Origin of the sequence: Streptomyces sp. NPDC102437, from assembly GCF_044765565.1 — a bacterium.
GTDB lineage: Bacteria > Actinomycetota > Actinomycetes > Streptomycetales > Streptomycetaceae > Streptomyces.
Genome location: NZ_JBIWKI010000028.1, coordinates 101,633 through 113,846, shown reverse-complemented (window position 1 = coordinate 113,846; position 12,214 = coordinate 101,633). Strand labels below are relative to the sequence as shown.

Genomic DNA, 12,214 nt, shown 5'->3' with positions numbered 1-12,214 from the left:
GCAACTCTGGTTCGCTTTATGCTGGTGTTTGTGGGGGGGTTTGTGGGTGGGTGTTCCCGGGGCCCCCTCCGTGGTTAATTATTCTACCCCCCCCCCCCCCGGGGGGGGGGGGGGCCGGCCCCGGGGGGGGCCCCCCCCCACCGCCGTTTTCCGTCGGCCGCACGAGGCAGTTCCCGAAGGGGAGTTGGGGCTTCGGGTTGCGCGGGAGCTGTGGCGAGTGCGTCACAGTCGTGACTCCGAATGAAGACCAACTGCGAATAAAACAGTGCATATTGCACGGAACGGCCTTGACGTAGTCCTTAACTGTGGACAGGGTGCTAGGGCAGCATGCGTATGTCTGGGACGGGTGTGATCGGGGGCGGGCGGCATGACCACGGCTCCAAGTGGCGCTGCTCGGAGCGAACCCCGCAGAGCCGGGGCCCGCATATGGCTGCTCCACTGACGAGAACAGCTACTGGGGGTAGCAGCACATGACGAAGAAGACGCGACTGCGCGTCGCGCGGATCGCCGCCGGTGCGGTCATCGCCGCCGGCGCCTCGCTCACTGCCGCCGGTGCGGCATCGGCGGTCGGTGTCGGTGTCGACCTCGGCGGCATCTCCGCGAAGGCGGAGGCCGACGAGGGCGGCCTGGGCATCGACGCCGGCATCAAGGCGCCCGAGGGCGAGTCCGACGGCGGCGGCGACCTGGGCGGTGTCGACGCGGGTACGGACGCGGGCACCGACGCGGGCACGGATGCCGGTACGGACGCGGGCACGGATGCCGGTACCGACGCCGGTACGGACGCGGGTACCGACGCCGGTACGGACGCGGGCACCGACGCCGGTACGGACGCGGGCACCGACGCCGGGACCGACGCCGGGACCGACGCCGGGACCGACGCCGGGACCGACGCCGGGACCGACGCGGGCACCGACGCGGGCACCGACGCCGGTACGGACGCGGGCACCGACAACGGTGGCCAGGACAACGGTGGCAACGGCAACAACGGCGGCAACGGCAACGGCGGCAACGGCAACAACGGCGGCAACGGCAACGGCGGCCAGGACAACGGCGGCAACGGCAACGGTGGCCACCAGTCCGGCGGCAACGGCAACGGCGGCACGGACAACGGCGGCACCTCCGGCAACGGCGGCACCACCGGCTCCGCCACCGGCGGCGACGATGCCTGCACCGTCGACCTCGACGGCGCGAACTGCGCGGACAACACCACCCCCGACTCCGCCGGCAACCAGCCGGTCGAGCAGGGCAAGGGCAAGGACGAGCTCGCCGAGACCGGCGCCGCCGAGACCACGTTCCTGCTGGTCGGCGCCGCGACGATGATCGCCGGAGGCATCGGCTTCCGGGTCATGCCGCGCCTGATGGGCGGCCGCTCGGTCGCCTAAGGGTCACCTGCGGTAACAGACAGGCACAGAGGGGCCCGGGACGCCGATCGGCATCCCGGGCCCTTCCGCGTACACGTCCCGACGCCTGCGGGCGGTCCGGTGGAGCGCGCGGCTACGCGGTCTGGTGCGCCAGCAGCGCCAGCGCGCCCAGCAGCACCACCAGCAGGGCCACCAGCATCGCCGGGCTCAGCCCGGCGAACATTCCCTGCTCCTGTTCCTGCTGCAGCCGCGCGCGGCTTGCCCGGCACACGGGGCAACGGCCCTCGTTGACGGGTGCCGCGCAGTTCGCGCACACCAGTCGGTCATAGGTCATGCGCTTTCCTCCTCCCGCGCGGCGGAGCCGCATACGCTTTCTCTCCGCACAACGCTCATGGAAACGCAACCGTTCCCCCTACCACTGTGCCAGCTCGCGCGGATTTCGGCGCGGCCCGCCGGAAATCACCCGATCCGTAGTGCTTCGGACCCGCTTCGGACCGGCTTCCGGCCGGTCCCGTTCCGCCATAAAACGCCCATCCTCGGACTCGCGCCTGCACGCCTCAGTCCAGGTCGCGTATGGTCACGCACACCTACTCCCGGCCGACCGTGGTGCATCCGTGATCCGATTCGACAACGTCTCCAAGACCTACCCGAAGCAGAGCCGTCCCGCTCTACGGGATGTGTCTCTCGATATCGAGAAGGGCGAGTTCGTCTTCCTGGTGGGCTCATCCGGCTCCGGCAAGTCCACCTTCATGCGACTCATCCTCCGCGAGGAGCGTGCCAGCCAGGGCATGGTCCACGTCCTGGGCAAGGACCTCGCGCGCCTGTCCAACTGGAAGGTGCCGCACATGCGGCGCCAGCTGGGCACCGTGTTCCAGGACTTCAGGCTCCTGCCCAACAAGACCGTCGCGGAGAACGTGGCGTTCGCGCAGGAGGTCATCGGCAAGCCGCGCGGAGAGATCCGCAAGGCGGTGCCCCAGGTTCTCGACCTGGTTGGCCTCGGCGGCAAGGAGGACCGGATGCCCGGTGAGCTCTCCGGTGGTGAGCAGCAGCGCGTGGCGATCGCGCGGGCGTTCGTGAACCGCCCCATGCTGCTGATCGCGGACGAGCCGACCGGCAACCTCGACCCGCAGACCTCCGTCGGCATCATGAAGCTGCTGGACCGGATCAACCGGACCGGCACCACCGTGATCATGGCGACCCACGACCAGAACATCGTCGACCAGATGCGCAAGCGCGTCATCGAGCTGGAGAAGGGCCGTCTCGTACGCGACCAGGCCCGTGGCGTCTACGGCTACCAGCACTGAGCACCGAGCACTGAAAGGACGCCATGCGCGCCCAGTTCGTCCTGTCGGAGATCGGCGTCGGCCTCCGTCGCAACCTCACGATGACCTTCGCCGTCGTCGTCTCCGTCGCCCTCTCGCTCGCCCTGTTCGGCGGCGCGCTGCTCATGCGCGAGCAGGTCAGCACGATGAAGGACTACTGGTACGACAAGGTCAACGTCTCGATCTTCCTCTGCAGCAAGAGCGATGTGACCTCGACTCCCAAGTGCGCCAAGGGCGCTGTCACCGCGGAGCAGAAGAAGCAGATCCAGACCGACCTCGAGAAGATGGACGTCGTCGACACGGTCACGTACGAGTCCGCCGACCAGGCGTACAAGCACTACCAGGACCAGTTCGGCGACTCGCCCATGGCGAGCAACATCACGCCGGACCAGATGCAGGAGTCCTACCGGGTCAAGCTCCACGACCCGAAGAAGTACAAGGTCGTCGCCACCGCCTTCGCCGGCCGTGACGGGGTGCAGTCCGTCCAGGACCAGAGAAGCATCCTGGACAACCTCTTCCAGCTGATGAACGGCATGAACGTGGCCGCCCTCTTCGTCATGGCGCTGATGCTGGTCATCGCGTTGATGCTGATCGTGAACACCGTCCGGGTGTCCGCGTTCAGCCGACGGCGCGAGACAGGCATCATGCGGCTCGTCGGGGCCTCCGGCTTCTACATCCAGATGCCGTTCATCATGGAGGCCGCGTTCGCCGGTCTCATCGGCGGTGTCCTGGCCTGTGTGATGCTGCTGGCGGGCCGTTACTTCCTGATCGACGGCGGTCTGGCGCTCCAGAGCAAGCTGAATCTGATCGACTTCATCGGCTGGGACGCGGTCTTCACCAAGCTGCCCCTGGTTCTGGCAATCGGCCTGCTGATGCCCGCCGTTGCCGCGCTCTTCGCGCTCCGCAAGTACCTCAAGGTGTGACAAGCGCCCCCTCGGCGCACGGCCAACCGGCCGTGCGCCGAGGGGGCGTTGTCCTAGACTCGGCGGCATGTCGGGCCCCACGCAGTGTTTCGGGCCCCGCGGCGTGCGCCGCGGGGCTGCTCTGACATTGGTCTTCGCGGGCGTGCTGGCCACCGGGGCGGTCACCGGCTCGCTTCCCCGCTGCGCGAAGTCCGAGGCCCTGGCGAGCCGTTCCGTCGCCTCCACCGTCGACCAGGAGGAGGTGGCCGACGCCGCCGCGCGGGCCGTGGCCGACGGCAAGTCCGGCAAGGAGGCGGCCGAGGAGGTCGTCAGCCGCAGCGGCGACCGCTGGGGCGCGGTGTACGACGAGCGACAGTACGAGGAGTTCGAGCAGGCCCTGGACGGCTCGTACACCGGTGTCGGGATCGCCGCGAAGCGCTCCGCCGACGGGCAGGTCGAGGTGGCCCGGGTGCAGCCCGGCGGCCCCGCCGACCGGGCCGGCATCGAGCCCGGGGACCTGCTCCGTACGATCGACGGCCACCGGGTCGACAGGCGCCCCGTCGCCGAGGTCGTCGCCCTGCTGCGCGGAGACCGTACGGAGGCCCCCGCGGGCTCCACCGTCGTCCTGGGCATCGGGCGCGGCGCCCGCCTGCGGACCGAGACGCTGCGCCGGGCCAGGCTCACCACCGACCCCGTGACCGTGCGCCGCATCGGACCGCCCCGTTCCGCCGCCTCCGCCGCCTCCGCCTCCGCCTCTTCCCCCTCCTCCGGGGCCGTGATGATCGAGGTCGACTCGTTCACCAGGGGCTCGGGCGCCAAGGTCCGTGACGCGGTCCGGGACGCGCCGTCGGATGCCGGGGTGCTCCTGGACCTGCGCGGAAACTCCGGCGGCCTGGTCACCGAGGCCGTCACCGCGGCCTCCGCCTTCCTGGACGGCGGCCTGGTCGCCACGTACGACGTGCACGGCGAGCAGCGCGCCCTGTACGCGCAGCCGGGCGGCGACACCGACCGCCCCCTCGTCGTCCTGGTCGACGGCGGCACGATGAGCGCCGCCGAACTCCTCACCGGCGCGCTCCAGGACCGGGGCCGCGCCGTCACCGTCGGCTCACGGACCTTCGGCAAGGGCTCGGTCCAGATGCCGAGCAAGCTCCCGGGCGGCTCGGTGGCCGAGCTGACCGTGGGCCACTACCGCACTCCGGCCGGGCGCAGCGTCGACGAACACGGCATCACCCCGGACCTCGCGGTCGGCTCGAAGGCCGAGCAGCGGGCCGAGACGGTATTGAGTGGCCTCGGGGGTGGGTCGTAGTGCGAAAATGGCCGCACTATGGCTAAGGAAAAGGACACAGGGCGCAAGCTCATCGCGCAGAACAAGAAGGCGCGGCACGACTACCACATCCTCGACACCTACGAGTGCGGCCTCGTGCTCATGGGCACCGAGGTCAAGTCACTGCGGCTGGGCCGGGCCTCCCTGGTGGACGGCTTCGTCCAGATCGACGGCGGCGAGGCATGGCTGCACAACATCCACGTGCCCGAGTACGTGCAGGGGACCTGGACCAATCACTCGGCCAAGCGGAAGCGCAAGCTGCTGATGCACCGGGCCGAGATCGACAAGCTGGAGTCGAAGTCGGGCGAGACGGGCCACACGATCGTGCCGCTCGCGCTGTACTTCAAGGACGGCCGGGTCAAGGTCGAGATCGCGCTCGCCAAGGGCAAGAAGGAGTTCGACAAGCGCCAGACCCTCCGCGAGAAGCAGGACACGAGGGAGACCAACCGCGCGATCGCGGCGGCGCGCAGGCGCCAGCGGAGCGCCTAGCACCGGCTCGGGCGGCCCGTGGCAGGAATAGGCTGGCATCGTCGCGCGTTGGTCACGTACGATGGCACTGCACCTCACAGCAGGTGCACGCATTGAAAACAAAACATGGGGATGATCGGTTTCGACAGCGGATGTCGAAGCAGGGGAAGCGTGTCGAGGAAGCGGCAATGATCTCGTAAACCATATGTCGCAACCAATAATCGCCAACACCAAGCGCGATTCCTTCGCCCTCGCTGCCTAAGTAGCGACTTGCGAAGTGTCAGCCCGGGGGTGATCCCGACCCGGATCCTGGCATCATCAAGGGATCTAAACTTCTAGACCTGGTCACGGGGCCTAGAAGGAAATCAAACAGTGACTGAGCCCGTCGGAGACTTGTTCGCGTGATTTCCGGGGCTGAGAAAAGCGCAGCGAACTGCACACGGAGAAGCCCTGATTCTGCACCGTTGGACGCGGGTTCGATTCCCGCCATCTCCACAATTCCCATGTGAACGAGGACCCCGCTGCCCACAGGCAGCGGGGTCCTCGTTCTTGTGCCGGTCACCGTCCCCGGGGCGCCCGGACCCCGGCTGCCGTGACGGCCAGTGCCAGGCCCGCTGCGCAGACCGGTACGACGTAGCCCGTCACGCGGCCCGTGTGCTCGACCATCCAGCCGCCGGTCGCCGATCCCGCGGCGATTCCGCCCAGCAGTGCGGTCACGGCCAGCGTCATGCCCTCGTTCAACTGGCTTGCCGGGGTGAGGCGTTGCACCAGGGTCATCCCGGTGACCATGGTCGGTGCCGTTGCCGCGCCGGCCAGCAGCAGCGCGCCGGCGAGGGCGAGCAGCGAGCCGGTCGAGGCGGCGGCGAGCAGCGGCAGGGACATCAGGGCCGTCATTGCGGCCAGGCAGATCAGCAGCCGGCGCCGGATGTCGGCGGCCGGGCGCAGCGAGCCGTACAGCAGGCCCGCCACGCACGAGCCGGCCGCTTGGAGCGCCAGGATCGCGCCTCCGGCGTGGGCGATCGTGACGACCTCCATCGCGCCGAAGACCGCGCCGGTGGCGAGGAAGGCGGCGAGCAGCGCGGGCATGCCCCGGGTGCGGAGCGGGGAGCCGGCATGGGTGCGGGGCGCCACCGGTGGTTCGGTGGCGCGCTGGGCGGCGAATATCAGTACGCCGGTCATCAGCAGGATCGCCCCGACGAGCGTTCCGGCCTCCGGGAAGAGCGCCGCGCACAGCAGTGCGGCGAGGGCCGGGCCGAGCATGAAGCAGAGTTCGTCGGCGGCCTGTTCGAAGGAGTTCGCGGTGTGCAGGGCGGCCGGGTCGCCCCGGTGCAGATGGGCCCAGCGAGCCCGGGACATCCCGCCGGTGTTGGGGGTGGTGGCGGTCGCGGCGTAGGAGGCGAAGAGAGTCCAGGCCGGGGCGCCGTAGTGGACGCAGAGCAGCAGGGCGAGCGAGCCGAGCGCGGCGATCGCGGTGGCGGGCACCGCGACCCTGGCCTGCCCGTACCGGTCGACGAGCCGGGCCGTCCAGGGGGCGACCACCGCCGTGGCGGCGAGGCCGGTCGCGGTGACGGCTCCGGCCAGGGCGTACGAGCCGCGCGACCCGGCGATCATGATGACCGCGCTGACGCTGAACATCCCCATGGGCAGCCTGGCGATCAGATTGCCCACGGTGAAGGCGCGGGCGCCCGGGGTGGCGAGCAGCCTGCGGTACGGGTTGGTGGAGGCCCGCCGGACGGGGGCGGTGCGCTGGGCGATGACCAGCAGGTCACCGGAGACGGTGAGCAGGGGCTCGGTGGCGGGGTTTCTCTCGTACGGCATGGAGCAAGCCTCCGGGCGGGCGGTCCCCGGGGTCCAACACCTTCTCCGCGCCGATTGACGCATCTGTGTTGTAAATTCTGGTGTGGCCTCCTCCGCCGACGATACGAGCACCCGGACGCGTACCGCCCATGCCCCTACCGACCCCCGGCTGCTCCGGGCCTTCGTCGTGGTGGCCGAGGAGTTGCACTTCACTCGCGCCGCCACCCGGCTCTACATCGCCCAGCAGGCACTGAGCCGCGACATCCGCCGGCTGGAGCGCGAACTGGGCGCGGAACTGTTCGTACGGACCACCCGGCAGGTCGCCCTCACCCCCGACGGCGAGCGGCTGCTCCCGTACGCGCGACGGGTGCTGGACGCGCACGCCGATCTCGCCGCCGCCTTCGCCGACCCGGCGGCCCGGCCGCTCTTCGTCGACCTCAACACCGACGGCATGGCGGCCGCCAGGGTACTCGCCCGCGCCCGCGAACTGGCTCCGGAGTGCGAGCTCATGGCCCGGTTCGAGAGCGGTCTGACCTGGGCCGCGGACGAGATCCTCGCCGGGCGGCTCGATGTCTCCTTCGGCCGCGCCGCCGGTCTCGACCCCGCGGTACGAGCCCGGCTGGCCACACAGCCGGTGCGGTACGAGCCGATGGCCGTGCTGCTCCCCGGCGACCACCCGCTCGCCGCGCGCGAGACCGTCGCGCTCGACGACCTGGCCGGTGAGACCGTCTACGCGGGCGCCGGGAACCCGCGTACGAAGGAGTGGACGGACTTCGCCCGGCTGCTCTTCGCCGAGCGGGGCATCGAACTGGCGCCGCCCGCCCCGCTCGCCATAGGCGTGGCCGAGTTCCAGCGGGTCATGGCCAAGTCCCGGCAACCGGTGCTCGCCGTGGTCGACTTCCCCCCGGTGCCGGGCACCGTGGTGCGTCCGCTGGTCCGGCCGGTGCCGCTCTCGCCGCTTCTGCTGGTCTGGCGCAAGGGGCTGCGCCACCCCGGCCTCGACGCCCTGCGCGAGGCCGCGGCCCGGCTGGGTTCCGAGGAGGGCTGGCTGGTGCGCCCCGCCGACACCTGGCTTCCCGGGCCGGACGAGGCACTGATGCTGTCCGGCTGAGCCTGCTCGTACGCGCTGTGCGCGGCTGACCTGCTCGTACGTGCCGTGTGCGCTGCGTGCGGTATACCTTCGGCGTGCCGGGTACGGGTACGGCCGTTCGGTGCCGGGTGACGTAACCGGCGGGAAATACGGGTGAACCAGCCCTGTCACGCGTCATTGGCAGGCTCGCCCCTCGGCATCATCGGGCAGCAGCGGGACGAGAGCCGGGAAGACCACATGCGCGAGGACGAACAGCACGGCCCCCTCACGGGCTTCACCGTCGGGGTCACCGCCGCACGGCGCGCGGAGGAGTTCGGCGCGCTGCTGGAACGCCGGGGCGCCGTGGTCCTGCACGCGCCCGCCCTGCGGATCGTGCCCCTCGCCGACGACGGAGAACTCCTCGCCGCCACCCGCGCAATCGTCGACGCCGCCCCCGACGTGGTCGTCGTCACCACCGCGGTCGGCTTCCGCGGCTGGGTCGAGGCCGCCGGGGGCTGGGGCCTGGGCGAACGGCTGTCGGCGGCCCTGGGCCGCGCCGAACTGCTGGCCCGGGGCCCCAAGGTCAAGGGCGCCGTCCGGTCCGCCGGGCTGACCGAGACGTGGTCACCCGCCTCCGAGTCCATGGCCGAGGTACTGGACCGGCTCCTGGCCGAGGGCGTGGCGGGCCGCCGCATCGCCCTCCAGTTGCACGGCGAACCCCTTCCCGGCTTCATCGAGTCGCTGCGCGCCGCGGGCGCCGAGGTCCTCGCCGTACCCGTCTACCGCTGGACGGACCCCGAGGACATCGCCCCGCTCGACCGGCTGCTCGACACCACCCTCGCCCGCGGCCTGGACGCCCTCACCTTCACCAGCGCCCCGGCCGCCGCCTCCCTGCTCGGCCGGGCCGAGAAGCGCGGGCTGCTCCCGGAGCTCCTGAGCGCACTGCGCGAAGACGTCCTCGTTGCCTGCGTCGGACCGGTCACCGCCCAGCCCCTGCAGGCCCGGGGCATCGGCACCGTCCAGCCGGAACGCTTCCGGATCGCCCCGCTCGTCCAGCTGCTCTGCCAGGAACTTCCCGCCAGGGCCCCGGCGTTGCCGGTGGCCGGGCACCGGGTCGAGATCCGGGGCCATGCCGTGACGGTCGACGGGGAGCCGTGCCCGGTTCAGCCCGCCGGCATGGCCCTGCTGCACGCCCTGGCCCGCCGGCCGGGCTGGGTGGTGTCCCGCGCCGATCTGCTGCGCGCGCTGCCCGGAGGCGGCACCGACGAGCACGCGGTGGAGACGGCCATGACGCGGCTGCGCACGGCACTGGGTGCTCCCCGGATCGTCCAGACGGTCGTAAAGCGCGGCTACCGGCTGGCGCTGGACCCGGCGGTTGGCGGCGAGGACCGCCGCTGAGGCTGCCCCTGAGCCCGCCCCTCAGACCGCTGCCGCCGGTGCTCCGTTGTCAGTGGCGCTTGGTAGAACGGGGGCAGGCAGGAAAGACCGGCGGAAGGGGGCCCCGTGGGTACCTGGGGCAGCGGGAATTTCGACAGTGACGCGGCGGCGGACCATCTGTCGGGCATCACAGGACGGCTCGTCTCGGAGATCGAGGAGGCGATGGCCGGTGACCCGGTCGGCCTGGAGCCCGACGAGTACGACGGCGTCGCCGTGCCGTGCAACGTCGAGCTGCTGTGCCTGATGGCGGAGCAGAACCACGTCGGCGCGAGCGTGCCGGAGCAGACGGTGGCCGAGGGCTGGAAGAAGACGTTCATGGACGTGTGGGAGCGGACCATCGACGACCTGGAGCCCGAGCCGGAGTACAAGGAGGACAGGCGCGCGGAGCTGATCCGCACCTTCGACCGGCTGATAGCCCTGGCCGAGCAGGCGCACCCGGCGCAGTGAGGGGGCGCGGGGCGGGATCGCACCGGGATAGCGTGCCGGGATGACCCAAGACATCCACCGGCTCGACGCGGAGGTACGACTCCGCCCCGCCGCCCTGGCCGACGCCGCCTCCCTCGCCGTCTCGCTGATCCGCAGCCGTGCGTACATGGCGCGCTGGGAGCCCGTGCGGCCCGACTTCTTCTACACCGAGCAGGGGCAGTCGGAGCGGCTGGCCGCGCTGTTCGCGGACCGCGACGCGGGGCGGGTGATGCCCTGGGTGCTCGCCGACGAGGAGGACCGCGCGATCGGCGCGTTCAACCTGAACGGCATCGTGCTCGGGCCCCTGTGCAGCGGGACGCTCGGGTACTGGGTCGACGTCGAATACGCGGGCCGCGGTCTCGCCACGGCCGCCGTGGAGCGGATCTGCGAGCTGGCCAGGGACGAGCTGCACCTGCACCGGGTGGAGGCGGGGACGGTACTGGACAACTTCGCCTCGCAGCGGGTGCTCGCCAAGTGCGGCTTCGAGCAGTTCGGGATGGCCTCGCGCTACCTCCACATCAACGGCGAATGGCGTGACCACTGCCTGTTCCAGCGGATCCTGCACGACGGTCCGCCCACGGGCTGAGCGACGGGCCGGCCGGTCGGCCGGGGACGGACGGCTACGGGCGGACGTCCCGGGTATGCCGCGCTTCGCCGGCAGGCAGCCGCACATCCCCGCCGGTACGCGGCCGCGGTTCCCCGGTACCCAGCTGCACGTTTCCGGTACGCAGCCGCGAGTGCCGGTGCCCGTCCACCGGCCAGGGCGGCCGCGCCGGAAGTACCTCCACGAAGCCGTACCCGCTCTTCTCCGCGACCTGGCAGGACGCCTCGTTGTCCAGTCGGTGCATCAGGTCCAGGCGCGTCAGTTCCTCCCCTGCGAACGCCTCGAACGCCCAGTCGCCGAGCGCCCCGAGCGCCAGCGGAGCGACCCCCCGGCCACGTGCGGGCGCCGCCGTCCAGTAGCCGACCTCCGCGCTGCCGGTGTCCGGTGCCGGGTACTTGAGCGCCACATTGCCGACCAGTTCGCCGTCGCGATCGCGGTCCACCACCGCGAAGCTGAAGTATCTGCCGGACTCCCAGCCCTCCTGCCGCACCCGCAGCCACTGCTCCGCCTCCGCCGCGTTCGTGACCTGGGACCGCAGCATGGCGCGCATCGCGGGATCGCGGTACGCCTCGATCAGGGCCGGGAGGTCCGCGGCCAGCCAGGGCCTGAGCAGGAGCGGGCCGGCCGAGAGGGCGTCGATGGCGGTGTGATCGTCGTTCATTCGGCAACCGTACGGCCCATGTCCCCGGACACCGCGCGACGGCAGGGGTTCCGGGCTCGCCCCGCGAGGAGCACTCTGGGGGAGACCCCACCGGTGACCCCGAGGCGGTGACATGCGCATGGCGGCCAAGAGCTCGTGCGACTGGCGGTTCGACTCCGGTCGGCCCTGCCTCGACCTGGTGGCGACCGGGGTCGGAACCACCGGCGCGTGCGAACTGCTCGACTGCGCCGAGCGGTTGGCCGACTGGCTGCTCGCCGCAGGACTCGTACCGGACGGCACGTGCCTCGATGCCGTGGACGAGAGCTGGGTGGTGCGTTTCCGGCAGCTGCGGACCGGCGTCGAACGGCTGTTGACCGCAGAGTTGGGCGGCCGTGGCGGCGGGAGCGCCCTGGACCGGGTCAACGCGCTCGCCGCCGAGGCGCCACCGGGCCTGCGGGCCGTGCGCGGCAGGAGCGGAAAGCTGGTACGGACACTGAGCGCCGACCCCGAGTGCGGGGAGCTGCTGGCCGCCGTGGCCCGTGACGCCGTCGAACTCCTCACCGACCCCGTGGCCCGAGCCGGGCTGCGCCGCTGCGAGGCGGACAACTGCCGCCGCCTCTACCTGGACACCTCGCGCGGCCGGCGGCGCCGCTGGTGCTCCGGCGAGGTCTGCGGGAACCGTGAGCGGGTGGCCCGGCACCGGCGTCGGGCGGCGGCCGTGGCGGTGCCGGACGCGGCGGTCCCGTAAGGAAACCCGAGCCAGGTTTGAACGGATCGCGGTCCGCCTTCGTATTCGATGACCTAGGAGCTCCACAAGGTCTCGAC

At 71.3% G+C, this 12,214-nt stretch carries 13 protein-coding genes and 1 other RNA gene; 11 read left to right on the top strand and 3 right to left on the bottom strand.

All coding sequences use genetic code 11. The features are described 5' to 3' along the window. The first annotated feature begins 470 nt into the window (after window positions 1-470). On the top strand, window positions 471-1,382 hold the full coding sequence (locus tag ACIRJP_RS30015; protein WP_404180688.1) for a hypothetical protein: 912 nt from the start codon (window positions 471-473) through the stop codon (window positions 1,380-1,382). 112 nt (window positions 1,383-1,494) lie between these two features. Here ACIRJP_RS30015 and ACIRJP_RS30010 read toward each other — a convergent pair whose 3' ends face one another. Continuing rightward, complete coding sequence (locus tag ACIRJP_RS30010) at window positions 1,495-1,695, bottom strand: hypothetical protein (RefSeq protein ID WP_404180685.1); 201 nt, start codon at window positions 1,693-1,695, stop codon at window positions 1,495-1,497. A 280-nt stretch (window positions 1,696-1,975) separates the two neighbouring features. Between ACIRJP_RS30010 and ftsE the strand changes: the two genes are divergently transcribed. The 5 genes from ftsE (at window position 1,976) to ssrA (ending at window position 5,875) form a co-directional block, all read left to right on the top strand. Next, on the top strand, window positions 1,976-2,665 hold the full coding sequence (ftsE, locus tag ACIRJP_RS30005) for a cell division ATP-binding protein FtsE (protein ID WP_030922922.1): 690 nt from the start codon (window positions 1,976-1,978) through the stop codon (window positions 2,663-2,665). A gap of 23 nt (window positions 2,666-2,688) precedes the next feature. Further along, the gene (ftsX, locus tag ACIRJP_RS30000; protein WP_404180682.1) at window positions 2,689-3,606 is read left to right on the top strand and encodes a permease-like cell division protein FtsX; all 918 of its coding nucleotides are present in this window, start codon (window positions 2,689-2,691) and stop codon (window positions 3,604-3,606) included. 67 nt (window positions 3,607-3,673) lie between these two features. Then, window positions 3,674-4,891: a S41 family peptidase gene (locus ACIRJP_RS29995; RefSeq protein ID WP_404180679.1), complete on the top strand. Its 1,218-nt coding sequence runs from the start codon at window positions 3,674-3,676 to the stop codon at window positions 4,889-4,891. Window positions 4,892-4,909: 18 nt separating this feature from the next. After that, the gene (gene smpB / locus ACIRJP_RS29990) at window positions 4,910-5,398 is read left to right on the top strand and encodes an SsrA-binding protein SmpB (protein WP_356087135.1); all 489 of its coding nucleotides are present in this window, start codon (window positions 4,910-4,912) and stop codon (window positions 5,396-5,398) included. A 107-nt stretch (window positions 5,399-5,505) separates the two neighbouring features. Further along, window positions 5,506-5,875: a transfer-messenger RNA gene (gene ssrA / locus ACIRJP_RS29985) on the top strand. Between the two features lie 60 nt (window positions 5,876-5,935). Here ssrA and ACIRJP_RS29980 read toward each other — a convergent pair. Next, complete coding sequence (locus ACIRJP_RS29980) at window positions 5,936-7,195, bottom strand: MFS transporter (RefSeq protein WP_404180676.1); 1,260 nt, start codon at window positions 7,193-7,195, stop codon at window positions 5,936-5,938. Between the two features lie 82 nt (window positions 7,196-7,277). Between ACIRJP_RS29980 and ACIRJP_RS29975 the strand changes: the two genes are divergently transcribed. From ACIRJP_RS29975 to ACIRJP_RS29960, 4 genes are all read left to right on the top strand, one after another. Next, complete coding sequence (locus ACIRJP_RS29975) at window positions 7,278-8,285, top strand: LysR family transcriptional regulator (protein ID WP_404180672.1); 1,008 nt, start codon at window positions 7,278-7,280, stop codon at window positions 8,283-8,285. A gap of 216 nt (window positions 8,286-8,501) precedes the next feature. Then, the gene (locus tag ACIRJP_RS29970; RefSeq protein WP_404180691.1) at window positions 8,502-9,641 is read left to right on the top strand and encodes a uroporphyrinogen-III synthase; all 1,140 of its coding nucleotides are present in this window, start codon (window positions 8,502-8,504) and stop codon (window positions 9,639-9,641) included. 105 nt (window positions 9,642-9,746) lie between these two features. Then, window positions 9,747-10,127, top strand: a complete 381-nt coding sequence (locus tag ACIRJP_RS29965; RefSeq protein ID WP_404180669.1) for a DUF4259 domain-containing protein — start codon at window positions 9,747-9,749, stop codon at window positions 10,125-10,127. Window positions 10,128-10,167: 40 nt separating this feature from the next. Further along, on the top strand, window positions 10,168-10,731 hold the full coding sequence (locus ACIRJP_RS29960; protein ID WP_404180666.1) for a GNAT family N-acetyltransferase: 564 nt from the start codon (window positions 10,168-10,170) through the stop codon (window positions 10,729-10,731). A 34-nt stretch (window positions 10,732-10,765) separates the two neighbouring features. Here the strand turns inward: ACIRJP_RS29960 and ACIRJP_RS29955 are convergent, their stop codons facing one another. Beyond that, window positions 10,766-11,410: a GNAT family N-acetyltransferase gene (locus ACIRJP_RS29955; RefSeq protein ID WP_404180663.1), complete on the bottom strand. Its 645-nt coding sequence runs from the start codon at window positions 11,408-11,410 to the stop codon at window positions 10,766-10,768. Between the two features lie 118 nt (window positions 11,411-11,528). Between ACIRJP_RS29955 and ACIRJP_RS29950 the strand changes: the two genes are divergently transcribed. After that, window positions 11,529-12,137 (top strand): CGNR zinc finger domain-containing protein, encoded by a 609-nt coding sequence (locus ACIRJP_RS29950; RefSeq protein ID WP_404180660.1) that lies wholly within the window; start codon window positions 11,529-11,531, stop codon window positions 12,135-12,137. The last annotated feature ends 77 nt before the right edge of the window (window positions 12,138-12,214 follow it).

Bases quoted from the DNA above. Each gene is read 5' to 3' on its own strand.
- ACIRJP_RS29955 (WP_404180663.1), bottom strand. From the start codon at position 11,410: ATGAACGACGATCACACCGCCATCGACGCCCTCTCGGCCGGCCCGCTC.
- ftsX (WP_404180682.1), top strand. From the start codon at position 2,689: ATGCGCGCCCAGTTCGTCCTGTCGGAGATCGGCGTCGGCCTCCGTCGC.
- smpB (WP_356087135.1), top strand. From the start codon at position 4,910: ATGGCTAAGGAAAAGGACACAGGGCGCAAGCTCATCGCGCAGAACAAG.
- ACIRJP_RS29970 (WP_404180691.1), top strand. From the start codon at position 8,502: ATGCGCGAGGACGAACAGCACGGCCCCCTCACGGGCTTCACCGTCGGG.
- ACIRJP_RS30015 (WP_404180688.1), top strand. From the start codon at position 471: ATGACGAAGAAGACGCGACTGCGCGTCGCGCGGATCGCCGCCGGTGCG.
- ACIRJP_RS29995 (WP_404180679.1), top strand. From the start codon at position 3,674: ATGTCGGGCCCCACGCAGTGTTTCGGGCCCCGCGGCGTGCGCCGCGGG.
- ACIRJP_RS29980 (WP_404180676.1), bottom strand. From the start codon at position 7,195: ATGCCGTACGAGAGAAACCCCGCCACCGAGCCCCTGCTCACCGTCTCC.
- ACIRJP_RS30010 (WP_404180685.1), bottom strand. From the start codon at position 1,695: ATGACCTATGACCGACTGGTGTGCGCGAACTGCGCGGCACCCGTCAAC.
- ACIRJP_RS29950 (WP_404180660.1), top strand. From the start codon at position 11,529: ATGGCGGCCAAGAGCTCGTGCGACTGGCGGTTCGACTCCGGTCGGCCC.
- ACIRJP_RS29960 (WP_404180666.1), top strand. From the start codon at position 10,168: ATGACCCAAGACATCCACCGGCTCGACGCGGAGGTACGACTCCGCCCC.